Genomic DNA, 25,455 nt, shown 5'->3' with positions numbered 1-25,455 from the left:
CCGCACGCCGATATCTGCTAGAACAATTCCAAAGCGGGGTCCAGCCTCGTTTTGGCCAAGCCAAAAACCGATAGTTTCTCGCCAAGGTGCCGCGTGACACGCCTGAAAATCCTGTCCTATCCCGATCCGTTGCTGAGCCAGCCCTGCCTGCCCGTCACGCGCTTCGACGATGACCTTCGTACCCTCGCCGACGACCTCTTGGAAACCATGCGCGCCGCCCCCGGTGTCGGCATCACCGCCGCCCATGTCGGCACGCTTTTGCGGCTCACCGTGATCGAGCTTTCGCCGCAGGATGGCGTGCGCATCTATGCCAATCCGGAGGTGCTGGCGTCGTCGGAAGAGGTGATGCGGCATATGGAAGGCAGCGTTTCCATGCCGGGCTTTACCGATGAAGTGGAACGCCCGAAACAGATCCGTTTTCGCTACCAGGATCTCGATGGCGTCGCCCACGAAGAAGATGCCGAAGGTTTTCTCGCCATCTGCATCCAGCACGAGATCGACCAGCTCGATGGCATCTTCTGGCTCAGGCGCCTGTCACGCCTGAAACGCGAGCGGCTGATCAAGAAATGGGAAAAAGCGTCACGCGATTAATCGCGACGTCGAACAATCCGCCGACCTGCACGTTATGCCTCCCGAGACCAAAATCAGGAGGCTGTCATGGCATTGAAGAAAAGCGAAAACGACCTGTCGCGCGAAGAGGATTTTCGCGACTACGAGGCGCGCGATATCGATGAGGGCTGGCCCTATGCCGACAAGCCGGGCGCGACATCGAAACAGGTGGACAATGCCGCCTATGGCGCATCCGGCAATTTCGACCGCGAGCGCAATGGCGGTTTTCGCGTCGATGGCATCGAGGCCGACGGTCAGGAAAACCGGCTGCGCGACCGCGGCCTGCCGGAAACTGTCGGCCGCGAGAATGACGACGATCTGGAGGAACGCATCAGCGATGCGCTCGAAAATCTCGAAGACCTGCAGATGGAGATGATCGATCTCCATGTCGATGACACGACCGTCGTGCTGGAAGGCATGGTCGATGACGACGCCCTCATCCGCCGTATCGTTGCCACCGTGCAGCGTGTGCCCGGCGTCGGCCGCGTCGTCAGCCGCATCACCGCTGGCGGCGTCGACAGCCACATCCCGGATGACGACGAATGAGCGTCAAATGATGCGGATCGTCGGCTTTGCCAGCAGCGTGTTGCTGACGGTGCAGATTTCTTCCGCCATGTGAATGATTTCGGCGCGTTGTTGCGCGTCGAAATCCCCCGACAGCTCGAATTTCACGTCAAAATTTTCGACCCGCGCCGGCTCTCCAGGGCTCTTCTGCCCGGTCACGTGCACGGCAACCTCATCCAGCTTGTCGAGAATGCCAAGCCGGCTCGCAGCGATCCGTGCGCTCAGAACGAGACAGGCGGCAAGCGACGAATAGAGCAGGTCCAAAGGGTTGAAGCCCGGCATCGAAGCGCTGGTGATGACATCCAGTTCGCCACCCGTCTCGCTCGTCAGACGCGGATGCCCATGTCGCCCGACCTTGGCCAGCGCCCCCACCGGCCGCGATTTCACTTTCACATCGACCATATCCGAAAACGTTCCTATTGCGCCTGCGCCCTGATGGCCGCCTCATAAGCCAGCCGCGCCCATTTCGTCATCTCGTCGGGATCATCCAGCGCTTCATCCGGCACCGTCCAATAGGGCATCAGCACCGGCTTGCCCTTCTTGCCCTCGTAACTCCACTGCTCGGCACCCGCCGCTGCAAATTGCGGCCCGCTGACGGCATCGGCCTTCAACATCAGCGTATCGCGCAGTTCCAGCGCAAAGATCAGTCCGTGGTGATAGATGCCCTTGCCGCCGAACATTCGCTTGACGGTGACAGGCCCGAGCCCTTCGAACAATTCCTCGATTGCAACGATATCCATGCGGAACTCCAATCAACCCGCCTATCGATAGGATTTCATCGCTGCCATTGTCCATGGCAAACATCTTCGTGTTATAGGCGAATACCTTTGACGCAACCGGTTGACAGATCCAGATTGCACGAACCGGCAGAGTGAAACAGTTGAACACCATGATCGTGACGTTAAAAGCCCCGATATTTGCCGTTGCCGGCCTGTTGCTGGCGAGCGCTGGCCCGACCATTGCGGCCACCATCGGTGTCGTCGCGCCGCAGAGCGGTCCCTATGCAGGCCTTGGTACACAGGTGCTGGAAGGCGCCCGCGCCGCAGCAGCCAAGGCCGGTGATCGACTGGTGGAAATCAATGAGACCTGCGATCAGGGTGCTGGAAAAGTCATCGCCGAGCGGTTGCGCGCAGAAAAGGCCGTGGCCGCCATCGGTTTTCTCTGCGTCGAGACCCTGTCTGAATCCCTGCCGGATCTGAAGGATGCCGGCATCGCCGCCATCACCTTGTCGGTGCGCTCGAAAATCCTGATGGAGGATGCGCAGCGTTACCAATGGCCGTTCTTCCGAATGGCGCCGGCGGATGGCGACGAAGCGGAAAAGCTTGCGGAAGTGATGCTGGGCCAGTGGCAGAACCGTCCGATCGCACTTGTCGAAGACGGGACGATCTATGGCCGTGATCTTGCCAGCGTCATCCGCCAGAAGCTGGAAGCGGGCGGTATAAAACCCGTCTTCACCGACACCTATCGTCCCGGTCAGGAGCAGCAACTGGCGCTGGTGCGCCGTCTCGCCAAGGCCGGCGCCACCCATGTTTTTGTCGGCGGCGATCACAATGACACCGCTACCATCGCCCGCGACGCCGCGGCCGACAAGATTTCCCTGACGGTGATCGGCGGCGACGCGCTGAAAGCCGCCAATCGGCCCATTGCGTTGCGTGACGGCACTCTGGCGGTCACCCTGCCGGATTATACGACCTTGCCGGAAGCCAAGATCGTCGTCGGCGAATTCCGCGAACGTGGTGCAGAACCGGACGGATATGCGCTGCCTGCCTATGCCGCGGTTGAAATCGTGCGTCAGGCCGCGACCAGCGGCAGCGTTGCGGACCACCTGTCCGGTCAGTCGTTTGCAACCGTCATCGGCCCGGTCGGTTTTGGTACGGACCACGAATTGCAGGCCAATCCGCTGCGCCTGCTCGAATGGCGCGACAACAATTTTCTCGACCCGCGCATGCGAACCGATTGATACGGTTTGCGGTCATTGTCTCGGGTCAGTCACTTTGCTAAGGCCACCAAAATTCAAGTCGCCGCCGGAGATTTTTCGCATGACGCTGCCGATCCGTATCGCCCCTTCCGTTCTTGCCGCTGATTTCTCTCGTCTGGGTGAGGAAGTCCGCGATGTAGTCGAAGCCGGCGCCGACTGGATCCATCTCGACATCATGGACGGCCATTTTGTCCCCAACATCTCCTTCGGCCCGGATGTCATCAAGGCGCTTCGCCCGTATACCAAGGCCTTCTTCGATTGCCATCTGATGATCGCGCCGGTCGATCCCTATCTCGAAGCCTTCGCCAAGGCTGGCTGCGACAGCATCACCGTGCATGCGGAGGCTGGCCCGCACATGCACCGTTCTCTTCAGACCATTCGCGGCCTCGGCAAGAAGGTCGGCGTCACGCTCAATCCGGCAACACCGCTGTCGGTGTTCGAAAACGTGCTGGACGATATCGACCTCATCCTGATCATGAGCGTCAATCCCGGTTTCGGCGGCCAGAAATTCATTCCGGCCATGCTCGACAAGATAGCCGCCACCAAGGCGCTGATCGGTGACCGTCCGATCGAAATCCAGGTCGATGGCGGCATCACGGCTGAGACGATCGGTGCAGCCGCAAAGGCCGGCGCCAATGTGTTCGTCGCCGGTTCGGCGATCTTCGGCAAGGCCGACAAGGTCGCCTATCGCACCGAGATCGACATCCTGCGCCGCAACGCCGAAACCGCGCGGGCCTGATGCCCGCCGCCCTGCCCCGGATGAAGGCGATCGGCTGCTCGACGGCAGCGGCCTTCCTTTGGGGTTTGGCGATGATGATCACCGCGACCGCCGGCCTGTTGCTGCGCGGACGCGTGGAAAGCTTTCATCTACCGACGATCCTGCTGGTGTTTTTCGCCGGTGGCGTATTGGGTTGGTGGCTGGCCGACCTGGTTGGCCATTTTTTCCAACGCATCGTCATAAGACGGCGCGTTCTGGCTGTTCTGGCGTTTGCCGGTCTGGCCGCCGCGACCGTCTTTGTCACCGCTGGCCTGTTCGCGCTGGAATACCGCTCCTTTTACGCCCAATGGCATGCGGAAACACTCAGCGGCATCTGGTTCCTGCAGTTCATATTCACCTCGGCCTCGGCATTTTACCAGTTCGCCGTGATGGCTACGCGCCTCTATCTGCCGCTCGGGCCCTTGTTCCTGTTTGCCGGCACATGGATCATGCTTCGTCGCATGCGTTGAGATTCCGGGAACACTTTGCTACAGGGACGCCAACTCTCAAGACGTCAGGAAGGCTCCGCCCATGATCCCCCGTTATTCGCGCCCCGAAATGGTCGCCATCTGGTCGCCGGAAACGAAGTTCCGTATCTGGTTCGAAATCGAGGCACATGCCTGCACGGCACTGGCCGAACTCGGTGTCATTCCGAAATCGGCCGCCGAAACGATCTGGGAAAAGGGCAATGCCGCCACCTTCAACGTCGATCGCATCGACGAGATCGAAGCCGTCACCAAGCATGACGTCATCGCCTTCCTGACGCATCTGGCCGAATTCATCGGTCCCGACAGCCGCTTCGTCCATCAGGGCATGACCTCGTCCGACGTGCTCGACACCACGCTGAACATCCAGCTGGTGCGCGCAACCGACATCCTGCTGGCCGGCGTCGACCGCGTTCTGGCAGCTTTGAAGACCCGCGCCTTCGAACACAAGGACACGGTGCGTATCGGCCGCAGCCACGGCATCCATGCCGAGCCGACGACGATGGGCCTGACGCTTGCCCGTTTCTACGCCGAGATGGACCGCAACCGCACGCGCCTCGTTGCAGCACGCGCCGAAATCGCCACCGGTGCCATTTCCGGTGCCGTCGGCACATTTGCCAATATCGACCCGCGCGTGGAAGCATATGTCTGCGAGCAGCTGGGCCTCATCGCCGAGCCGGTCTCGACGCAGGTCATCCCGCGTGACCGTCACGCGATGTTCTTCGCAACGCTCGGCGTCATCGCCTCGTCGATCGAAAATGTCGCGATCGAAATCCGCCACATGCAGCGCACCGAAGTTCTGGAAGCCGAAGAGTTCTTCTCTCCGGGCCAGAAGGGTTCGTCGGCCATGCCGCACAAGCGCAACCCAGTCCTGACCGAAAACCTAACGGGCCTCGCCCGTCTGGTGCGCATGTCGGTCGTCCCGGCCATGGAAAATGTCGCCCTCTGGCACGAGCGTGACATCAGCCATTCCAGCGTCGAGCGCGCCATAGGTCCTGACACGACCGTGACCCTCGATTTCGCGCTGAACCGTCTGGCCGGCGTCATCGAAAAGCTTGTCGTTTATCCCGACAACATGATGAAGAACATGAACAAGTTCCGCGGCCTCGTGCATTCGCAGCGCGTGCTGCTGGCACTGACGCAGGCCGGCACCTCGCGTGAAGACGCTTACCGTCTGGTGCAGCGCAACGCCATGAAGGTCTGGGAACAGGGCAAGGACTTTTTGGAAGAGCTGCTGGCCGATGCGGAAGTGCGCGCAGCGCTTTCGGAAAACGACATCCGCGAAAAGTTCGACCTCGGCTACCACACCAAGCATGTCGACACGATTTTCCGTCGCGTATTTGGCGAGGCGTAATTTCACCACCAAGATCGATCAACCCTCGGTGCGCCGAGGGTTGATCTCCCTGACGAGCGAACACAGATAAGCGGCATGAAAGCTTCAGACGCAGAAATCCTCATCGTTCCCGGCTATACCAATTCCGGCCCGACCCACTGGCAGACCCGCTGGGAGCAGAAACTTGCCTCCGCACGCCGTGTCGAACAGGCGGAATGGGCAAAGCCGGTGAAGGAAGATTGGGTCGCGCGGCTGGTGGAAGAGGTCAATGCCTCGACAAAGCCTGTCGTGCTGGTCGCCCATTCGCTGGGCGTGGCCACAGCAATCCATGCCATCCCGCATTTCGAAAAGCCGATCGCCGGCGCCTTCTTCGTGGCGCCGCCTGATGTCGCCAACCCGGCGATCCGGCCGAAACATCTGATGACCTTCGGCCCCTACCCGCGCGATCCACTGCCTTTCCCCACGCTGACGATTGCCAGCCGCAACGATCCGTTCGGATCGTACGAGCACGCTGACGAGATCGCCAATGCCTGGGGTTCGGCTCTGGTCGATGCCGGCGAGTCTGGTCATATCAACGCAGAGTCGGGTCACGGCCCCTGGCCGGAAGGCACGATGGTGTTCGCGCAGTTCCTTGCCAGGCTGAAGGCGCCGGAGACCTGATTTGCGTCAGGCATGCCGTTTTCGGATGGTGAAGCTTCCGCAGGTCGAATTACCGTCGCAATTAAGGTTCTAGCTCTCATTGCGCCCAAGCAAGCGCCGCACAAGATGACTGCTGGATGATGGCCGGACGAAACCGTCATCAGCGGGGTGAGAGGCAAACCGCATCCAGCAGGTCGCACGAGCGCACCATCACGGTTGAGAAGTTTCCGGCCCGCATTGTGAAAGCCGTACTTTTCCGTTAAGGGACCGCTTCAATAGTTTCCATCGCGCCCACGCGAGCGCGCCAACAACGAGACAAATCGAATGAACCGTCGCCGCCGTATCTACGAAGGCAAGGCCAAGATCCTGTATGAAGGCCCCGAGCCAGGCACGCTGATCCAGTTCTTCAAGGACGATGCCACCGCCTTCAACAAGAAGAAGCATGATGTCATCGACGGCAAGGGTGTGTTGAACAACCGTATTTCCGAATACCTGTTCACGCATCTCAACAAGATCGGCATTCCGACGCATTTCATCCGCCGCCTCAACATGCGCGAGCAGTTGATCAAGGAAGTCGAGATGATCCCGCTTGAGATCGTCGTGCGCAATGTCGCCGCCGGTTCGCTTGCCACCCGCCTCGGCATCGAGGAAGGCACGGTTCTGCCGCGCTCGATCATCGAGTTCTATTACAAGTCGGACCAGCTCAACGACCCGATGGTGTCGGAAGAGCACATCACCGCATTCGGCTGGGCCAACCCGGCCGAACTGGACGACGTGATGGCACTCGCCATCCGCGTCAATGATTTCCTTTCCGGTCTTTTCCTCGGCGTCGGCATTCAGCTCGTCGATTTCAAGATCGAATGCGGCCGCCTGTTCGAAGGCGACATGATGCGCATCATCCTGGCGGACGAAATCTCGCCGGACAGCTGCCGTCTGTGGGATATCGAGACCCGCGAAAAGATGGACAAGGACCGTTTCCGTCAGGATCTCGGCGGTCTTGTCGAAGCCTATTCCGAAGTGGCCCGCCGCCTCGGCATCATCAACGAAAACGAACCGATCCGCGGCACCGGCCCGGTTCTGGTCCAGTAAGCAATCAGGAGCGATCAAGTGATCAAGGCACGGGTAACCGTCACATTGAAGAACGGTGTTCTCGATCCGCAGGGCAAGGCCATTGAAGGCGCGCTCGGCAGTCTCGGCTTTTCCGGCGTCGGCCAGGTCCGTCAGGGCAAGGTTTTCGATCTGGAACTAGAAGGCGACAAGGCAAAGGCCGAAGCCGACCTCAAGGCCATGTGCGACAAGCTTCTGGCAAACACGGTGATCGAGAACTATACTATCGCAATCGACTGACGGTTGCGGAGGACGCCATGGCCGACATCACCAATGAGTTGATGTATGAACTGATGAAGCGCATGCAGGCCGACATTTCTGATGTAAAACTCGGCCAACGCGAGTTAAAAGCCGAGATGAATGCGATGAGGGGAGCAATGGTGGCCCTTCATCAGGATATCCAAAGTATCCACACGACCTTGGCGCGGCATGAGTTGCGCCTCGACCGTATTGAAAACCGCCTCGAGTTGCGCGAGCTCTCCGAGGCACAGGCAAGGTTTGAACCACACCCATGAAGTCCGCCGTTGTCCAGCTTCCCGGTCTCAATCGCGACCGCGACATGATCGCCGCCCTCACCAAGATTTCCGGTCATGAGCCCGTCACCATCTGGCAGACGGAAACGGAAATCCCCAATGACATCGACCTGATCGTCATTCCGGGCGGTTTCTCCTATGGCGACTATCTGCGCTGCGGTGCCATTGCCGCTCGCATGCCGGTCATGCAGGCGATCCGCGAGAAAGCGGAAAAGGGTGTCAAGGTTCTGGGCGTCTGCAATGGCTTTCAGATCCTCGTTGAAGCGCAGCTTCTGCCCGGCGCGTTGATGCGCAATTCCTCGCTTCTGTTCGTTTCCAAGGAAGTGAAACTCGAGATCGTCAATGCCGATACCGACTTCACCCGCACCTATGAACAGGGTCAGGTCATCCGCTGCCCGGTCGCGCATCACGACGGCAACTATTTCGCCGATGCAGAGACTCTGGCATCGCTGGAAGGCAATGGCCAGGTCGTGTTCAAATATGCCGAAGGCACCAACCCGAACGGCTCGCTGAACGATATCGCCGGTATCATCAATGCCCGCGGCAACGTTCTCGGCATGATGCCACACCCGGAAAACCTGATCGAGCACGCCCATGGCGGCAAGGACGGTCGCGGCATTTTCGCGTCCGCCCTCGACGTCATCGCAGCCTGATCTTGAAACCTGCCGGGAGTACCAGCATGCGCCTTCGCACATATGCCGCTTCCGGCATTCTTGTTGCCACTCTCGGACTTCTCGCCGGCTGCCAGTCGGACAAGAAACCTGCGGCATCATCGCCGCAGCGTGCCGCCCTGCCGACGATGGAACGTGTTGCCGTTGCAGCGAATACCTGCTGGTTCAAATCCAACGACCCGGCTTTCCGCGACTATCGCCTCGCACCGGAGCTGAACTCCTTCTCCGGTCGCCCGCGCATCCTCGCCGTTCCACGCCACAGCCCCGAATCACGTCCTTTGCTGGTCGTGCAGGCAGAAGGCAGCCCTGCGCGTCTCGACGCTTTTGGGCCGCTCATGCAGGGTCCGGCAGGTGGACGAATCAAAGCTGACGTCCTACGCTGGGCCGCGGGCGGCACCGGCTGCTGATTGTCGGGCCTGACAAGGCAATTGTGGCAATATGCCAGCTTAAATACGGCAAGCCATTCGTCTCAAAAGAGATTTAGCCCCTGCAAAAGTTACTGTGAAATCCATCGTTTCGGCTGAAACGTCCCGTTCCTGCAACACTTGCGCAACATTTTGACATTGCGCGTGATCACGTCCTGTTTTCAGTTGCGTGATCACAATTCAGCGGCCTATGGTCTGCACACTAAGACGAGAGCGTGTCTGTTCTCGAGCGGATCTTGCAAGGGTGCATCCATACATGTCGAAAGCCGCGGCGTCGAAATCCATCACTTCCCTCCTCGCAGCCAGCGCTCTGATGATCTCAGTGACCGCGACCTTCGCTGCGGACATGGAAGTCTCCCAGAAGCCAATTTTTGACGAAATTCGCTTTGGCGCGCTTGTTGCTGCCGACAAGACACCGACCAACGACGAAAAAGGTTCTTTCGTCACCGGCATGGTGTTTTTCGACCCTTGGAATCACGACGAAGCGCAAGGTTTTGAGAAGCTGGTCCGTCCGCGCGTTCACGTCGGCGCAGACATCGCCACTGCCGGCGAAGCCTCGCAGATCTATGCCGGCTTTTCCTGGACGGCCAACATCACCGACTTCCTGTTCGTCGAAGCCGGTTTCGGTGGTTCGCTCAACAACGGCGATCTGGAAATCGACGGCACGCGTGGCCCGAAGCTTGGCTGCCACACGCTGTTTCATGAATATGCCGCCGTCGGTGTCAATCTCGATCCGAAATGGCGCATCGTCGGTCAGATCGAGCATTCCAGCCACGCCAATCTCTGCGGCGAGCCGAACAATGGCCTGACCCGCGCCGGCGTTCTGGTTGGTTACAAGTTCTAAGCAACAAGCATGCGCCTTATCTGGCGTATCGCAGTGGGATATGGGGCGTGACAGGTATTTTCCTGTCGCGCCCTTTTCGTATCTACGCTAAAGAGACCCCAAATTAAGAGCCCCTCGCCATCAGGGAAAACCATGACGATTTCGAACAGCCGCCCGATCACGCCTGAACTCATCGCATCCCACGGCCTGAAGGCCGATGAATACCAGCGGATCCTCGACCTTATCGGTCGCGAGCCGACCTTTACCGAGCTCGGCATCTTCTCCGCCATGTGGAACGAGCACTGCTCCTACAAGTCCTCCAAGAGATGGCTGCGCACGCTGCCCACCAAGGGCCCGCGCGTTATCCAGGGTCCGGGCGAAAACGCTGGTGTCGTTGATATCGATGACGGCGACGTCGTCGTCTTCAAGATGGAGAGCCACAACCACCCGTCCTATATCGAGCCTTATCAGGGCGCGGCGACCGGCGTCGGTGGTATCCTTCGTGACGTCTTCACCATGGGTGCACGCCCGATTGCCGCCATGAACGCGCTGCGTTTTGGTGCGCCTGACCATCCGAAGACCAAACATCTCGTATCCGGCGTCGTTGCCGGCGTTGGCGGTTATGGCAATTCCTTCGGTGTTCCGACTGTCGGCGGCGAAGTCGAATTCGACGAGCGCTACAACGGCAACATCCTCGTCAACGCTTTTGCAGCCGGTCTCGCCAAGGCTGACGGCATCTTCCTTTCTGAAGCCAAAGGTGTTGGCCTGCCGGTCGTTTATCTTGGTGCAAAGACCGGTCGCGATGGTGTCGGTGGCGCCACCATGGCATCGGCCGAGTTCGACGAATCGATCGAAGAGAAGCGCCCGACCGTTCAGGTCGGCGACCCCTTCACCGAAAAGTGCCTGCTGGAAGCCTGCCTTGAGCTGATGAAGACCGGTGCGGTCATCGCCATTCAGGACATGGGTGCAGCCGGCCTCACCTGCTCGGCCGTCGAAATGGGCGCCAAGGGCGGCCTCGGCATCGAACTGCTGCTCGACACCGTACCGGTGCGCGAAGACCGCATGACGGCTTACGAAATGATGCTGTCGGAAAGCCAGGAGCGCATGCTCATGGTTCTCGAACCCTCCAAGGAAGAGGTTGCCAAGGCGATCTTCGTCAAGTGGGGGCTGGATTTCGCCATTGTCGGCAAGACCACCGACGACCTGCGTTTCCGCGTCATCCATCAGGGCGAGGAAGTCGCAAACCTGCCGATCAAGGAACTCGGTGACGAGGCTCCGGAATACGATCGCCCGTGGGTGGAATCAGCCAAGCGCGCTGCCCTGCCCGCTTCCGAGGTGCAGGCACCGGCAGACTATAATGACGCTCTCATCAAGCTGGTCGGTTCGCCGAACCAGTCCAGCCGCCGCTGGGTCTACGAACAGTATGACACGTTCATTCAGGGCAATTCGCTGCAGCATCCGGGCGGCGACGCCGGCGTCGTGCGCGTCGAGGGCCATGCCACCAAGGGCCTCGCCTTCTCGTCGGACGTGACGCCGCGTTATGTCGAGGCAGATCCGTTCGAAGGCGGCAAGCAGGCGGTTGCCGAATGCTGGCGCAACATCACCGCGACCGGCGCCGAGCCGCTGGCAGCGACCGACAACCTGAATTTTGGCAACCCGGAAAAGCCCGAAATCATGGGCCAGCTGGTTGGCGCCATCAAGGGTATCGGCGAGGCCTGCAAGGCGCTGGATTTCCCGATCGTTTCGGGCAACGTGTCGCTCTATAACGAAACCAATGGCGTCGCCATCCTGCCGACCCCGACCATTGCCGGCGTCGGCCTTTTGCCCGACTGGTCGAAAATGGCCAAGATCGGCACCGCCAATGACGGCGACAAGCTGATCATGATCGGCGTCGATGGCAGCCATCTCGGTTCGTCCATCTACCTGCGCGATATTCTTGGCTCCACCGAAGGTCCTGCCCCGGAAGTCGATCTCTCGGCCGAACGCCGCCATGGCGATTTTGTTCGCACGGCGATCCGCAACGGTCAGGTCACCGCCTGCCACGACATCTCGTCCGGCGGCCTCGCGCTGGCACTTGCCGAAATGGCCATGTCTTCGGGCAAGGGCCTGAATATCAGCCTCAAGGGCAGCAAGGGCCTGCCCCATGCGCTGCTGTTCGGCGAAGATCAGGCGCGCTACGTTCTGGCCGTTCCGGCAGATCTTGCCAACTTCCTGCAGGCCAATGCCGAAGGTGCCGCGGTTCCGTTCCGCGCGCTGGGCACCGTCGGCGGCGATACCGTCGTCATCGATGACCTCATCAATGTACCGGTTGGCGATCTCGGCAAGGCCCATGAAGGCTGGTTCCCCGGCTTCATGAACTGAGCCCAGGAACACGCGTTTACAACAGCGCGTCAGACTTGAAGAAAGCGGCCGCGGTCCTTTGACCGCGGCCTTTCTTTGAGGCAATCTAAGTTGATAGCGGCAACAACACGCCACCAGACAAGAGGACTTATCCGCATGCCCATGCGCCCAGGCGATATCGAGGACATGATCAAGGCCGGCATTCCCGGCGCAACCGTTACCATTCGTGATCTGGCCGGAGACGGTGATCACTACGCTGCCGAAGTGGTGGCCGAAGCCTTTCGCGACAAGTCTCGTGTTCAGCAGCACCAGATGGTTTATGACGCACTGAAGGGCAATATGGGCGGCGTTCTTCACGCTCTCGCCTTGCAGACCTCAGCTCCGAAGTGACGCGATGACCAGCCTGATCAATCAAATCGTGTCGGGTGTCGTCGAAAGCGTCGTCAAGGAATTGCTGGGCAAGTCGCATGGCCGCACCGCGTCCAAACGCCGGAAGCGGCAGGCAAAAGCGGCTACCCGTTCCACGACGACCGGCCGCTTTACCCGTAAGACAACGAAGAAAGCGGCAAAGCCCGCTCGCAAGCAGGTCAGTCGCCGCCGTACAGCGGTGAGCCGCAGCAAGCAGCGCAGCCGCTGAGACACAGCGCAACTGAAATTACATGCATCTACATGCTTCCGCGCTGGAATTTGCGCAGGGAGCTTGCTATTTAAGGCTAACGAACAGCGCCGCGGCCCTTGAACCCGCGTGTGAAAGGATTTGAGACATGAGCGGAATGACCGATTTCATCGCCAACGAAGTCAAGACCAACGATGTGGTACTCTTCATGAAGGGCACCCCGCAGTTCCCGCAGTGTGGGTTCTCGGGTCAGGTCGTCCAAATTCTGGATTACCTCGGGCTCGACTACAAGGGCATCAATGTTCTGGCCGATGGCGACCTTCGCCAGGGCATCAAGGACTATTCCAACTGGCCGACAATTCCGCAGCTCTACGTCAAGGGCGAGTTTATCGGCGGCTGCGACATCGTCCGCGAAATGTTCCAGTCCGGCGAACTCAAGACGCAGCTCGAGGAACAGGGGATCGCCGTCCGCGCGGCCTGATTTTCGGGGCGCGCCAGCCCCGACTCTAGACTTTGCATTTATCAAAGGCGCCGCATCCACGGCGCCTTTAACGTTGTTTAGGAAAAGCTGTGACACACCCTTCAAAAACCACGCCCGAGCGCCTCAAGGGCATGGGCAAGGTCGAATTCATTGCACTGATGGCGATGCTGATGGCGCTCAATGCGCTTGCCATCGACATCATGCTTCCCGGTCTGCAGCAGATCGGCGCGGCATTGGATGTGGTCAATGAAAATCATCGCCAGTACGTCGTTTCGGCCTATCTCTTCGGCTTCGGCCTGGCGCAGCTTTTCTATGGCCCCATCTCCGACCGTTTTGGCCGTCGCAAGCCGATCATCGTCGGCCTGACCATCTACATTCTGTCGTCACTTGCGGTTGTCGGCCTGATTGCCGTCCCCTCCTTCACGGCGTTGCTTGTCCTGCGTTTCATCCAGGGTGTTGGCTCAGCCGCCACCCGCGTCATCACCATTTCCATCGTTCGCGACGTTTACGGCGGCCGCGCCATGGCGGAAGTCATGTCGCTGATCATGATGGTGTTCATGGTCGTGCCCGTCATCGCGCCGGGTACCGGTCAGCTGATTCTCCTATTCGGCGACTGGCACCTGATTTTTGTCTTCATGGCGGTCGGCGCACTGGCCGTCGTGTTCTGGATGTACAAGCGCCTGCCGGAGACCCTGCATCCGGAAGACATTCGTCCCTTCACCGTGAAGTCGGTGATCGCCGGTTTCCGCATCGTGCTGACCAACCGCGTGTCGCTCTGCTACACGATCGCCAGCACCTTCATCTTCGGCGCACTGTTCGGCTTCATCAACTCCGCCGAGCAGGTCTATAACCAGATCTATGGCCTGGGCGTCTGGTTCCCAGTCGCCTTTGCGGCAGTCGCCGTGTTCATGTCGCTGTCATCATTCATCAATGCGCGCATCGTCGGCCGTTTCGGCATGCGAAAGCTCTCGCATGCATCGCTGCTGGGTTTCATCACAGTGACCTTCATCTGGTTGATGATCCAGATTTTTGGGCCGCAGCCAATGCCGTTTGCCCTGTTCCTCACGTTGTTTGCTCTGTCGATGTTTCAGTTCGGCTGGATCGGTTCGAACTTCAACTCGCTGGCAATGGAGCCGCTCGGCCATGTAGCCGGCACAGCGTCATCCGTACTCGGTTTCATGGGTACGATCGGCGGCGCCACGATCGGTGCGGTTATCGGCCAGGCGTTCGATGGCACAGCGCTGCCGATGGTCGCCGGCTTTTTCGCCGTCTCGATCATCGGCCTGATTTTCGTGCTGATCGCGGAAAAGGGAAAGCTGTTTCAGCCGCATAATCCGCGGGTGTGATCAGCTTCAGACGCTCTCCTGAATACGGCTTGTCAGCCGTTTGCTCAGGTAGAGCGTCGTTCCGCCCATGAACGGTTCCGTATGGGTGAGGACATAACCGCTCCGTTCATACAGAACCACATTGGCGGTAAACGCTGCGTTGGTCAGCAGGCGGATTTCCTTTCGCGCCGCCGAGGAAGCAATATCCTCCGCATGCGCAAGCAGGCCACGGCCATAACCCTGGCCATGGAATTCCGGCCGAACGGCAACGTTTTCGATATAGAGATGATCATCGCGAAGGATCGTCTCGATCACCCCGACGACAACGCCTGCGTTTTCCAGCAGATCGATACGATTGGTAACGATCGCCTCGGCATAATCCACCGTCATGGGAATCGGCTCGCGACCGATGACGGGCACCCATTTGGCATAGGCGGCACGGACAATCTCACGCACCACTAAAGCGTCCTGCCTGCCTGCTCTGCGTATTGAAATGTCTGGCAATATGCTCATCAAGATAGGCTCCCCTTTTTCAGGAAGCCTATCTTCGACAGCGAACAAAATCCATCAACCTGTCAGCTTTAGGCGCCAAAGATTTCGTCGTGCAGGGTCTGCCAGCTGTCGGGATCGGTGGCCACCAGAAGGCCACCGTCGAACTGATGCGGCTCGTAGAGCGAACCGTCCAGGCGACGAACATGACCACCAGCTTCGGTGGCGATCAGCGCGCCAGCCAGATGGTCCCAGGGCATCAGCTTGTTGTAGATCATGAACTGTACGTGGCCGCCGGCAAACGTACGGTATTCATGCGCGGCGCAACGGTAGTTCGCGAAGAAGCGGACCTTGGCCAGATTGGCCAGAACCTTCTCGCGTTCCTCACCGTAAAAATAGCCGGCCGACGCCATGCCGATCATCGCACCGATTGGCCGGGGCTCCGACACACTCAGACGCACCGCATCGCCATCCGGGCGACGCAGATAAGCGCCTGCGCCCTTTTCCGCCATTACCCAGTCGTCACCCATCGGATCATAGATGATGCCGGCCACGGTTTCGCCCTTCCAGACAACCGAGGCCATGACGCCGAAGGCCGGGATGCCGGAGGCAAAGTTGAACGTGCCATCGACCGGATCGACGATCACGGCGAGTTCCGCATCCTTCAGCTTGTCCAGCAGTGCGGGATCAGCAGCCACCGACTCCTCGCCGATAAAAAGCGCGTTAGGCGCCAGTTCCGCCATTTCCCGCTTCATCATCCGCTCGGCGGCCTCATCGGCTTCCGTCACCAGATCGGTCGGCTCGCTTTTGGAGCGTACGTCATTGCTGCCGAGACGGCGGAAGCGCGGCAGGATTTCCGCCTTGGCGGCACGGCGCAGAAGATCGGCAAGGGCGGAGACGTCAACGGGCATGTCAGGCAAAACTACTTCCTTTCGGCGGTCATCAGATTGCTGAAATCGAAAAGTCCGGTATCGAGCAGGTGCGACGGATTCACATGCGACAGCGCCCGCAGCATCGTATCCTTGCGGCCCGGCATGCGCTGTTCGATGCCCGACAGCATCGTCTTCATCGCATTGCGCTCCAGCCCGTCCTGCGACCCGCAGAGATCACACGGAATGATCGGGAACTGCATGGCGGCAGAGAATTTCGTCAGATCGTCCTCGGCACAATAGGCGAGCGGCCGCAGCACCATCACGTCGCCTTCGTCATTCAGAAGTTTCGCCGGCATGGCAGCGAGACGTCCGCCGTGGAAAAAGTTCATGAAGAAGGTTTCGAGAATGTCGTCGCGGTGATGGCCGAGCACCAATGCGTCGCAGCCCTCTTCGCGCGCCACGCGGTAAAGATTGCCGCGGCGCAGGCGTGAACAGAGCGAACAATAAGTCGCGCCGGCCGGCACCTTTTCCTTCACGATCGAATAGGTGTCACGATATTCGATACGGTGTTTGACGCCGATCGACGCCAGATATTCCGGCAGGATGTGTTTTGGAAAATTCGGCTGGCCCTGATCGAGATTGCAGGCAATCAATTCGACCGGCAGCAGGCCGCGCCATTGCAGATCGAGCAGGATCGCCAGCAGTGAATAGCTGTCCTTGCCGCCCGACAGGCCGACCAGCCAGCGTTTCTGGCCTTTCAGCATGTCGAAATCGGCAAATGCCTGGCGCACCTGCCGCAGCAGGCGCTTGCGCAGCTTGTTGAACGACACGCTGTCCGGCGCATCCCTGAAAAGCCCCGGCGCCAGCCCTTCGGCTACCTGCTCCAGTTCGTCCGCAATCTCGGCGTTCACGCCCATGAAAAAATCCCCTTGAAGCGAAAAAGCGGGCCTTGCGGCCCGCTTCAATCTTAAGCGCCGAGCGCCGCGGCGACTGCCTCAAGCGCCTCGTCGGCCTTGGCGCCATCCGGGCCACCGGCCTGCGCCATATCCGGGCGACCACCGCCGCCCTTGCCGCCGAGCGCGGCAGATGCGATGCGGACCAGATCGACGGCGCTCAAACGGCCGACCAGATCTTCGGTGACGGCCACAACGGCGCTTGCCTTGCCATCTTCCGACACGCCGATCAGCGTGACAACACCCGAACCGAGCGTAACCTTGCCTTCGTCGGCTAGTCCCTTGAGGTCCTTGGCATCAATGCCATTCAGCGTCTTGCCCATGAACTTGACGCCCGCAACCTCACGAATGTCGGCAGCACCGTCACCCTGGCCACCGCCGCCCATGGCGAGACGGCGCTTGGCATCCGCAAGTTCCTTCTCCAGCTTGCGACGTTCATCGACCAGCGTCTCAACACGAGCGAGAACTTCTGCCGGCTGAACCTTCAGAACGCCGGACAGCGCCTTGATGCGCTCATCCTGCTCGCCCAGATAAGCGCGTGCGCCTTCTGCCGTGACCGCCTCAATACGGCGTACACCGGCGCCGACGGGGCTGTCGGAGAGAACACGTACGAGGCCGATCTCGCCGGTATTTCCCACATGCGTGCCGCCGCAGAGTTCGACCGAATAAGCCTTGCCGGCCTTGGAGCCTTCAATGCCGCGGCCCATCGACACGACGCGCACTTCATCGCCATACTTTTCGCCGAACAGTGCCATCGCGCCTTCGGCAATGGCGTCATCGACGCTCATCAGACGGGTGGTGACAGGTGCCGTCTGCAGGATGATGGCGTTGGCCATATCCTCAACGCGCTGCAGCTCTTCCGCCGAGATAGGCTTCGGGTGCGAGACGTCGAAACGCAGACGCTCGGGCGCCACCAGCGAGCCCTTCTGGGCAACGTGGGTGCCGAGCACTTCGCGCAGCGCTTCATGCAGAAGGTGGGTTGCCGAGTGGTTGGCGCGCAGACGCGACCGGCGGGCGTGATCGACGGCGAGCGCGACGGCTTCGCCGACCTTGACCTCACCTTCGGTTACAACAGCCAGATGCGCGAAAAGGCCTGCCCCCTTCTTCTGGGTGTCGGTCACCTCGACGGCAAAACCTTCGCCGCGGATGATACCGGTATCACCCATCTGACCGCCGGATTCGCCGTAGAACGGCGTCTGGTTGACGATGACCTGAACGGTGTCGCCTGCCTTGGCGGTTTCGACGGATTTTCCGTCAGCAACGATTGCCAGCACGACGCCTTCGGCGGTCTCGGTGTCGTAACCGAGGAATTCGGTAGCGCCGAGCTTTTCCTTGAGTTCGAACCAGATGGTTTCGGTCGCCTTGTCGCCGGAACCCTGCCAATGCGAGCGGGCTTCGGCCTTCTGGCGCTCCATGGCGTCAGTGAAGCCGGCAATATCCACGCCGATTTCGCGGGCGCGCAGCGCGTCCTGCGTCAGGTCGAGCGGGAAACCATAGGTGTCGTAAAGCTTGAAGGCGGTTTCGCCATCCAGCATGTCACCCTTGGCGAGCGTATTGGTAGCGTCGGACAACAGGTTGAGGCCGCGTTCCAGCGTCTTGCGGAAACGGTTTTCTTCCAGCTTCAGCGTTTCCGAGATCAAGGCTTCGGCACGCACCAGTTCCGGATAGGCGCGGCCCATCTGGGCAACCAGCGTCGGCAGCAGCCTGTACATCAGCGGATCGCGCGAACCCAGCAGCTCGGCATGGCGCATGGCGCGACGCATGATGCGGCGCAGAACATAACCGCGGCCTTCGTTCGACGGCAGAACGCCATCGGCGATCAGGAACGAGGCGGAACGCAAGTGGTCAGCAATGACGCGGTGGCTGGCGCGGCGTTCGCCTTCGGCCTTGACGCCGGTGGCTTCTTCCGAGGCCGCGATCAGGGCGCGGAAAAGATCGATATCGTAATTGTCGTGCTTGCCCTGCAGAAGCGCTGCAACGCGCTCAAGGCCCATGCCGGTGTCGATCGACGGACGCGGCAGATCAATGCGCTGTTCCTTCGTCACCTGCTCGTATTGCATGAAGACGAGGTTCCAGATCTCGATGAACCGGTCGCCATCCTCATCCGGCGAGCCCGGAGGGCCACCCCAGATATGATCGCCGTGGTCATAGAAGATCTCCGAGCAGGGACCGCAGGGGCCGGTATCGCCCATCGCCCAGAAATTGTCGCTGGTCGGAATGCGGATGATGCGGTCGTCGGTCAGGCCGGCGATCTTCTTCCACAGGCCAAAGGCCTCGTCATCGGTGTGATAGACGGTGACCAGCAGGCGCTTGGCATCGATGCCAAATTCCTTGGTGATCAGGTTCCAGGCAAGCTCGATGGCGTTTTCCTTGAAATAGTCGCCGAACGAGAAGTTGCCGAGCATTTCGAAGAAGGTGTGGTGACGGGCGGTATAACCGACATTGTCGAGATCGTTATGCTTGCCGCCGGCGCGCACGCATTTCTGCGCGGTCGTTGCCGTCGAATAGGGGCGCTTTTCCAGACCGGTAAAGACGTTCTTGAACTGCACCATGCCGGCATTGGTGAACATCAGCGTTGGGTCGTTGCGCGGAACCAGCGGGCTCGACGATACGATCTCGTGGCCGTTCTTGCCAAAATAGTCGAGGAAGGTCGACCGGATTTCATTCACGCCGCTCATGCTACGCCCTTCATTACCGCCCAGTGCGGGCCAATTCGCCAGAAACCACCGGCTTTTATCGTCCGCGCCCTGCCCTGTCCAGCCGCACAAAGACAAACCGGCCGCACATCCATCGATGCGCGGCCGGTTTGTTGATCAGATATGCGGGAAAGGTCGATTAAGCGTCGTCAGCACTGTCGCCATCATTGGCATCAGGGCCACCATTCTGCAGGAACTTGTCGGCAATCAGGCCGGCATTCTGGCGCAGCGACAATTCGATCTCGTTGGCCAGTTCCGGATTGTCGCGCAGGAAGGTTTTGGCGTTTTCACGACCCTGCCCCAGACGCTGGCTGTTATAGGAGAACCACGCACCCGACTTTTCGACGATACCCGCCTTGACGCCGAGATCGACGAGTTCGCCGGTCTTGGAAACACCTTCGCCATACATGATGTCGAATTCGACCTGTTTGAAGGGAGGCGCCATCTTGTTCTTGACGACTTTTACGCGCGTCTGGTTACCGACGACTTCCTCGCGCTCCTTGACCTGGCCGATACGGCGGATGTCGAGGCGGACGGAAGCGTAGAATTTCAGCGCGTTACCACCGGTCGTGGTTTCCGGCGAACCGAACATCACGCCGATCTTCATGCGGATCTGGTTGATGAAGATGACCATCGTCTTCGACTTGGAGATCGAAGCGGTCAGCTTGCGTAGTGCCTGGCTCATCAGACGGGCCTGAAGGCCCGGCAGGCTGTCGCCCATGTCGCCTTCGATTTCAGCGCGCGGCGTCAGTGCTGCCACCGAGTCGACGACGAGAACGTCGACGGCACCGGAACGCACCAGCGTGTCAGTGATTTCGAGAGCCTGTTCACCGGTATCCGGCTGCGAGATCAGAAGGTTCTGCAGGTCGACGCCGAGCTTGCGGGCATAGACCGGGTCGAGCGCGTGTTCGGCGTCGACGAAGGCGCAGATGCCGCCCTTCTTCTGGGCTTCGGCAATGGTCTGCAGCGCCAGCGTCGTTTTACCCGAGCTTTCCGGCCCGTAGATTTCGACAATACGTCCCTTCGGCAAACCGCCAATGCCGAGAGCAATATCGAGGCTGAGCGAACCGGTCGATACGGTCTCGATCTCGACGATGCTATCGTTCGAGCCGAGCTTCATGATCGATCCCTTGCCGAACGCGCGTTCGATCTGGGAGAGTGCCGCTTCCAGCGCCTTGCTTTTATCCACCGATTTTTCCTCTACCAACCGCAAAGAATTCTGAGCCATTTGAACCACCCCTTTAGGTTATCGCCGCCACGCAATCAATGTTGTAACCGATGGCCAATTCGTACTCTTTTTGTTCTATTTTAACAAGTGGGCACGATGCGATTGATTCAAATGAATCTTTTGATCCTTCGTTCTATTAATGTTCTCAAGCAGATAAGCTGTTCCTGTTTGTTCCTGGAACAGCCATTTCAGCGGTATTCTGCCGCCGTTTCATGTCAAGGCGGACGGCCGATTCGCCGCCCGCTCACCACCTCAGTCCTGCCGATCCAGCATCTCGCGCACTGTCACCGCCAGCTGTTTCAGCGAGAACGGCTTTGGCAGGAAACCGAACTTGGCATCGGCCGGAAGGTTGCGCGCAAACGCATCCTCCGCATAACCCGATACGAAGATGAACTTCATGTCCGGATAATTTTTACGCAGTTCGCGCAGCAGGGTTGGTCCGTCCATTTCCGGCATCACCACGTCGGAGACGACGATATCGACCTTGCCTTCGAGCTCTTCCATAATCTCCAGCGCTTCGACGCCGGATCCGGCTTCATGCACGGTGTAACCACGGGTTTCCAGCATGCGCTTGCCGCCTCGGCGCACTGCCTCTTCGTCCTCGACGAGCAGAACGACCGCCGAATTGCCGGTGAGATCGATATCGGCATTGGCCGATGCCGATTCAGGTTTTGGCGCTGCCGCAACCGCCGCAACCTCGCCGCCCGTCCCATTTTCCGCAACGACGACCGGTTCCGGAATGTGGCGTGGCAGGAAGATGCGGAAGGTCGTGCCCTTGCCGACTTCCGATTCGGGATGGATGTAACCGCCCGACTGCTTGACGATGCCATAGACCATAGACAGGCCAAGACCGGTGCCCTTGCCAACTTCCTTGGTGGTGAAGAAGGGCTCGAAAATCTTGTCCATGATTTCCGGCGGAATGCCGGTGCCGGCATCCGCGACCTCGACCATCACCAGATCTTCTTCCGGCAGATCGGCGCCAGCATAAGCACGCCCCTCTTCCGCCGTCACGTTACGGGTGCGGATGGTGATGCGCCCGCCTTCCGGCATGGCGTCTCGGGCGTTGACGCAAAGATTGATCAGCACCTGCTCGAATTGCGAAAGGTCGGTGCGCACCGGCCAGAGATCGCGGCCGTAATCGACATCGAGCTTGACGTTGGTGCCGGAAATCAGACGGTCGACCAGCATGCGCAGATCGCCAACGACATCGGTGAGGTTCAGCACGCTCGGCCGCATCGTCTGCTTGCGCGAGAAGGCCAGCAACTGGCGCACCAGAACCGCGGCGCGGTTGGCGTTGCGCTTGATTTCCATCAGGTCGGCGAAGCTGGCATCCGCCGGCCGCGCCTGTAAAAGCAGATGGTCGGAGGACAGAAGGATGGCTGTCAGCACGTTGTTGAAATCGTGGGCGATACCACCCGCCAATGTGCCGACGGCATTCATCTTCTGGGTCTGCGCCATCTGCGTTTCGAGCGCCTTCTGCTCGGTCGTCTCGAAGGCATAGACGATGGCCACCTCTTCCGGCGCCTCATCGCTCTCGTCGATCACGGCATTGACGAAGAAGCGCAGGTAACGGTTTTCGTCACCCGGATGGCGGCTTTCGAGCGGGGCGATGTCGCTCTGGCGGTCCTTGGCCTCGGCCAGCGCCTGGGTCAACTGCGGCCGCACCGCCTCGTTAAAGATCACCTCGAGCGGCGCGCCGGCTTCCGCTTCGTCGCGCGACACCAAACCGGAAAACAGTTTTAGGAACGGCGCGTTGACACGCAGGATCTTGCCATTGCCATCGACGGAGGCGATCGCCATCGGCGTGTTGTTGAAAAAGCGGGTGAAACGCATGGCCGACGAGGAAAGGTCCGCACCCTCCCCCTTCGGCCGCGCCAGAACGATGGTGCGGCTTTCGCCGGGTGCACCATCACGACTGGTGCTGACGCTGTGGACAAGGCGTGCCGGCAGGCTCTGGCCGTTGGCGCGGCGCAGGTCGAGGTCAAGCGTTTCCGTGCGCGTCTGGCCGGGCGTCGCCTGAACCGACTGGATCAGCGCCATGCCTTCGCCGGCCACGAGATCCTGCATGGTCAGCGAACGCGGCACGAATTTCGTGAGGTCGTAACCGAGCCATTCGGCCAGCGTCGCGTTGAGATAAAAGATCTCGCCCTTGCGACCGGCGGAAAAGAACCCGGCCGGCGCGTGATCGAGATAATCGATGGCGTTCTGCAACTCGCGGAAAAACCGCTCCTGATCGTCGCGCTCCGAGGTGATGTCGGTGATCTGCCAGATGTCGAGCGGCTTTCGCGAAGCCCCATTGGCCAGCAACCGCGCCTTCAGGCGATACCAGTGCGCGCCGGAGCCGTTATCACCAGGCCGGCCCAGCGGTTTCAGCAGGCGAAACTCCTCGTGGCCTTCGCGACCCTCGCGCAAAGCCGTGGTCAGCCGATAGAGCGCCTCGGTCGATTCGCGGTTTTTCGACAGCAGTGTTTCGAGCGATTGCGCCTGGCTTGCATTGGTGGCGCCAGTCAGCCGGCCATAAGCGGCATTGGCGTAAATGATACGGCCCTTGGAATCGGTGATCAGAATGCCGTCCGGATGACCGCCGAGAAAACCACGGGCCAGATCGTCTGAGCGCGATTGCGGCATGACTTCGACCAGACCGATGACCGAGGACACCAGAAAGAAGATGCCGACCATGGCTAGGATGCCGAGCACACCCAGCACAAGTTCGCTATCAAGCGCTTCCTTGAAAACAACGAAACTAATCGCCACCGCGATCAGCACCGCGGCAAGGACGAGCAGCCGGATCACGGTTCCGCCGCGCGCTCCGTGTTCCACCAGCGGCGCGTCGTTCAGGCCGCTCTGCTGCATCTTCGTCATTCACCCTCACATGTCGGCCGCAAGCGCCTCGCCTTGACAATCGGCGCGGATCGGAATCGGTCGGCTGATCCTTCTTAGCAATTTGCGGCACCGGCAAAAAGCTCAGAAGACACAGAAACCCGTTGAAGAACGAAGGGATACGATTGCCGATCCTTGCTTTCGATCCATATTCCTGTCCCATGGTTCCAGAATGTCACAGATATGCCCCGCGTTTCACTTATGCACCGCGTTTCTCTGGCGTCATGATCCTGACACAGCCCGTTTCTAACGACGGCGTCTAATTGCTGAAGGAGTGGCTTATGCTTGATGAGATGCTGGGTGCCTATGGCAGCAACCTTACCATCGCCGTGGTGGGTGTCGCCGCAGGTTTTCTCTGCCTGATCCTCGTGCTGTGGCTGATACGCGGTCGCGGCGGCCCGTCGCCGTTCCTGCGTGGCGGCAAGAATCGCCAGCCGCGCCTGCAGGTGCTGGATGCGGCCGCCGTCGATGCCCGCCGACGCCTGGTTCTGGTGCGCCGGGACGATGTCGAACATCTGATCATGATCGGCGGCCCGACCGACATCGTCATCGAGAGCAGTATCGTCGATGGCCGCAGCCCGCCTTACCACACACTGATGAAGACCGTTTCGGAGCCGGAACAGCCAGCACTTGTCGCAGATGAACCGCCCCGCGTGCCCGAGCCGGCCGCACGCGCTGCCGGCCTTTCTGCACCCGCACCGCGTGCCGCGCCTGTTACCGCCACTCCGGAAAAGCCGGCCGCCGTGGTGGAAGAGAAGGAAAAATTCGCCTGGCTCAGCGCCGAGCCTGTCGATATCGCGCCTGTCGCAAAGGTTTCCGAACCCGTCCGTTCCACCGCGCCCGCAGAGCCGCCAGCGCGCAATCCGGAAACGCCGAAGTTTTCCGAAACTCCACCGGCACCGGTGCAACCGGCACCGCTTGCAGTTCCAGCTGAGCCCAATGTTTCGGAAATCACGCCGCAAGCCGAGCAGCGTTCGCCTGAAACGCCGCGGCCCGTCGATCCGGCACCTGTGATCGAGTTCCCGTCCGCCGAACCGCGCAGCGAAGTTGCCGCGCCGGCAAGTCCAACTCCGATGACGACCGCGTTTGCAACGGCTGCACCGGCTGCGGCACCGATGGTCGCTTCGCCGTCAAGGTTCCAGAGCGAACCGGCGCCATCGGTCAGCATCGATGAAACGCCGAAAGCGGCTGAACCGCATTTCGAGATCGTCGCATCACGCCCGACCAGCGAGCCGACGACAATCGACAATGCCGCCGATCTTCTCGACGCCGCCCGCGAGCGTGTGTTCCAGCAGCCCCGCGCAGAGGCCGTGCCGGCACCGGCACAACGCCCGACACCACCTGTGGTGCAGATGCCGGTCACCCCGGCACGCCAGCCCGCCCCTGCCACTGCAACCGCAGCCGCGCCTGCAAAACCACTTGGCTCCGATTTCGAACGTATTCTGGAGGAGGAAATGGCCAGCAATCTCGCAAGCGGCAATGCGGCCCCGGCCGTTGGACCGGCCGTACAAAATGCTCCCGGCCAGCTGCCACGTCGCGACCCCAGCCTTGCCCGCGTGACCGGCGCCACCCAGGAACCGGCCTTGCAGAACGAGATTGCGCGGATTTTTGGCGAGATGTCGGTGACGAAAGACGACCGGTAATTTTTAGA

At 60.2% G+C, this 25,455-nt stretch carries 27 protein-coding genes; 19 read left to right on the top strand and 8 right to left on the bottom strand.

Annotated elements, in window-relative coordinates:
- Positions 1-93: 93 nt before the first annotated feature.
- Entirely contained in the window at positions 94-591 is a 498-nt protein-coding gene (locus EDF70_RS12540) for a peptide deformylase (RefSeq protein ID WP_132273619.1), read from the top strand.
- Between the two features lie 66 nt (positions 592-657).
- On the top strand, positions 658-1,155 hold the full coding sequence (locus EDF70_RS12535; protein ID WP_132273618.1) for a BON domain-containing protein: 498 nt from the start codon (positions 658-660) through the stop codon (positions 1,153-1,155).
- Positions 1,156-1,158: 3 nt separating this feature from the next.
- Here EDF70_RS12535 and EDF70_RS12530 read toward each other — a convergent pair whose 3' ends face one another.
- Positions 1,159-1,575 (bottom strand): OsmC family protein, encoded by a 417-nt coding sequence (locus EDF70_RS12530; protein WP_132273617.1) that lies wholly within the window; start codon positions 1,573-1,575, stop codon positions 1,159-1,161.
- Positions 1,576-1,589: 14 nt separating this feature from the next.
- On the bottom strand, positions 1,590-1,913 hold the full coding sequence (locus tag EDF70_RS12525; protein WP_132273616.1) for a TfoX/Sxy family protein: 324 nt from the start codon (positions 1,911-1,913) through the stop codon (positions 1,590-1,592).
- A gap of 131 nt (positions 1,914-2,044) precedes the next feature.
- Between EDF70_RS12525 and EDF70_RS12520 the strand changes: the two genes are divergently transcribed.
- The 16 genes from EDF70_RS12520 to EDF70_RS12445 all read left to right on the top strand — a co-directional run bounded on the left by EDF70_RS12520 (position 2,045) and on the right by EDF70_RS12445 (position 14,707).
- Entirely contained in the window at positions 2,045-3,133 is a 1,089-nt protein-coding gene (locus EDF70_RS12520) for a branched-chain amino acid ABC transporter substrate-binding protein (RefSeq protein ID WP_245519131.1), read from the top strand.
- 79 nt (positions 3,134-3,212) lie between these two features.
- Positions 3,213-3,890: a ribulose-phosphate 3-epimerase gene (gene rpe, locus EDF70_RS12515; protein ID WP_132273615.1), complete on the top strand. Its 678-nt coding sequence runs from the start codon at positions 3,213-3,215 to the stop codon at positions 3,888-3,890.
- Entirely contained in the window at positions 3,890-4,378 is a 489-nt protein-coding gene (locus EDF70_RS12510) for a hypothetical protein (protein WP_132273614.1), read from the top strand. Before rpe ends, EDF70_RS12510 begins: the two co-directional genes overlap by 1 nt.
- 61 nt (positions 4,379-4,439) lie before the next feature.
- Entirely contained in the window at positions 4,440-5,747 is a 1,308-nt protein-coding gene (purB, locus tag EDF70_RS12505; RefSeq protein ID WP_132273613.1) for an adenylosuccinate lyase, read from the top strand.
- A 75-nt stretch (positions 5,748-5,822) separates the two neighbouring features.
- Positions 5,823-6,386 carry an alpha/beta hydrolase gene (locus tag EDF70_RS12500; protein WP_132273612.1) on the top strand — a complete coding sequence of 188 codons (564 nt, stop codon included), beginning with the start codon at positions 5,823-5,825 and terminating at the stop codon, positions 6,384-6,386.
- A gap of 303 nt (positions 6,387-6,689) precedes the next feature.
- Positions 6,690-7,454, top strand: coding sequence for a phosphoribosylaminoimidazolesuccinocarboxamide synthase (purC, locus tag EDF70_RS12495; protein WP_112733334.1), 765 nt, complete (start codon positions 6,690-6,692; stop codon positions 7,452-7,454).
- Between the two features lie 18 nt (positions 7,455-7,472).
- A complete protein-coding gene (purS, locus tag EDF70_RS12490) occupies positions 7,473-7,712 on the top strand; it encodes a phosphoribosylformylglycinamidine synthase subunit PurS (protein ID WP_112733336.1) in 240 nt (79 codons plus the stop codon).
- Positions 7,713-7,729: 17 nt separating this feature from the next.
- Positions 7,730-7,987, top strand: coding sequence for a hypothetical protein (locus tag EDF70_RS12485; protein ID WP_132273611.1), 258 nt, complete (start codon positions 7,730-7,732; stop codon positions 7,985-7,987).
- Positions 7,984-8,658 (top strand): phosphoribosylformylglycinamidine synthase subunit PurQ, encoded by a 675-nt coding sequence (purQ, locus tag EDF70_RS12480; protein ID WP_132273610.1) that lies wholly within the window; start codon positions 7,984-7,986, stop codon positions 8,656-8,658. Before EDF70_RS12485 ends, purQ begins: the two co-directional genes overlap by 4 nt.
- A gap of 26 nt (positions 8,659-8,684) precedes the next feature.
- Positions 8,685-9,083, top strand: coding sequence for a hypothetical protein (locus EDF70_RS12475; protein ID WP_132273609.1), 399 nt, complete (start codon positions 8,685-8,687; stop codon positions 9,081-9,083).
- A gap of 274 nt (positions 9,084-9,357) precedes the next feature.
- On the top strand, positions 9,358-9,945 hold the full coding sequence (locus tag EDF70_RS12470) for an acyloxyacyl hydrolase (protein ID WP_245519130.1): 588 nt from the start codon (positions 9,358-9,360) through the stop codon (positions 9,943-9,945).
- A 132-nt stretch (positions 9,946-10,077) separates the two neighbouring features.
- Positions 10,078-12,285 (top strand): phosphoribosylformylglycinamidine synthase subunit PurL, encoded by a 2,208-nt coding sequence (gene purL, locus EDF70_RS12465; protein WP_132273608.1) that lies wholly within the window; start codon positions 10,078-10,080, stop codon positions 12,283-12,285.
- 135 nt (positions 12,286-12,420) lie between these two features.
- Entirely contained in the window at positions 12,421-12,654 is a 234-nt protein-coding gene (locus EDF70_RS12460) for a BolA family transcriptional regulator (protein ID WP_132273607.1), read from the top strand.
- Positions 12,655-12,658: 4 nt separating this feature from the next.
- A complete protein-coding gene (locus EDF70_RS12455) occupies positions 12,659-12,901 on the top strand; it encodes a hypothetical protein (RefSeq protein ID WP_132273606.1) in 243 nt (80 codons plus the stop codon).
- A gap of 127 nt (positions 12,902-13,028) precedes the next feature.
- Positions 13,029-13,361, top strand: coding sequence for a Grx4 family monothiol glutaredoxin (gene grxD / locus EDF70_RS12450; RefSeq protein ID WP_132273605.1), 333 nt, complete (start codon positions 13,029-13,031; stop codon positions 13,359-13,361).
- Between the two features lie 131 nt (positions 13,362-13,492).
- Positions 13,493-14,707, top strand: coding sequence for a multidrug effflux MFS transporter (locus EDF70_RS12445; RefSeq protein WP_132273821.1), 1,215 nt, complete (start codon positions 13,493-13,495; stop codon positions 14,705-14,707).
- A 6-nt stretch (positions 14,708-14,713) separates the two neighbouring features.
- On the opposite strand, the gene EDF70_RS12440 is transcribed toward EDF70_RS12445, so the two are convergent.
- From EDF70_RS12440 to EDF70_RS12415, 6 genes are all read right to left on the bottom strand, one after another.
- Positions 14,714-15,142, bottom strand: coding sequence for a GNAT family N-acetyltransferase (locus EDF70_RS12440; RefSeq protein WP_245519129.1), 429 nt, complete (start codon positions 15,140-15,142; stop codon positions 14,714-14,716).
- A gap of 125 nt (positions 15,143-15,267) precedes the next feature.
- Complete coding sequence (locus tag EDF70_RS12435; protein WP_132273819.1) at positions 15,268-16,086, bottom strand: inositol monophosphatase; 819 nt, start codon at positions 16,084-16,086, stop codon at positions 15,268-15,270.
- 11 nt (positions 16,087-16,097) lie between these two features.
- A complete protein-coding gene (ttcA, locus tag EDF70_RS12430) occupies positions 16,098-16,964 on the bottom strand; it encodes a tRNA 2-thiocytidine(32) synthetase TtcA (protein ID WP_132273603.1) in 867 nt (288 codons plus the stop codon).
- A 50-nt stretch (positions 16,965-17,014) separates the two neighbouring features.
- Positions 17,015-19,678, bottom strand: coding sequence for an alanine--tRNA ligase (gene alaS / locus EDF70_RS12425; protein ID WP_132273602.1), 2,664 nt, complete (start codon positions 19,676-19,678; stop codon positions 17,015-17,017).
- Positions 19,679-19,835: 157 nt separating this feature from the next.
- Entirely contained in the window at positions 19,836-20,924 is a 1,089-nt protein-coding gene (recA, locus tag EDF70_RS12420; RefSeq protein WP_132273601.1) for a recombinase RecA, read from the bottom strand.
- A 252-nt stretch (positions 20,925-21,176) separates the two neighbouring features.
- Positions 21,177-23,786, bottom strand: a complete 2,610-nt coding sequence (locus tag EDF70_RS12415) for a PAS domain-containing sensor histidine kinase (RefSeq protein ID WP_132273600.1) — start codon at positions 23,784-23,786, stop codon at positions 21,177-21,179.
- 299 nt (positions 23,787-24,085) lie between these two features.
- Here EDF70_RS12415 and EDF70_RS12410 point away from each other — a divergent pair, with 299 nt between their 5' ends.
- On the top strand, positions 24,086-25,447 hold the full coding sequence (locus EDF70_RS12410) for a flagellar biosynthetic protein FliO (protein ID WP_132273599.1): 1,362 nt from the start codon (positions 24,086-24,088) through the stop codon (positions 25,445-25,447).
- Positions 25,448-25,455 lie beyond the last annotated feature (8 nt).

Origin of the sequence: Neorhizobium sp. JUb45, from assembly GCF_004343585.1 — a bacterium.
Taxonomy (GTDB): Bacteria; Pseudomonadota; Alphaproteobacteria; order Rhizobiales; family Rhizobiaceae; genus Neorhizobium.
The sequence above is the reverse complement of the archived record's forward strand: the minus strand, read 5'-3'. Positions and strand labels throughout refer to the sequence as shown.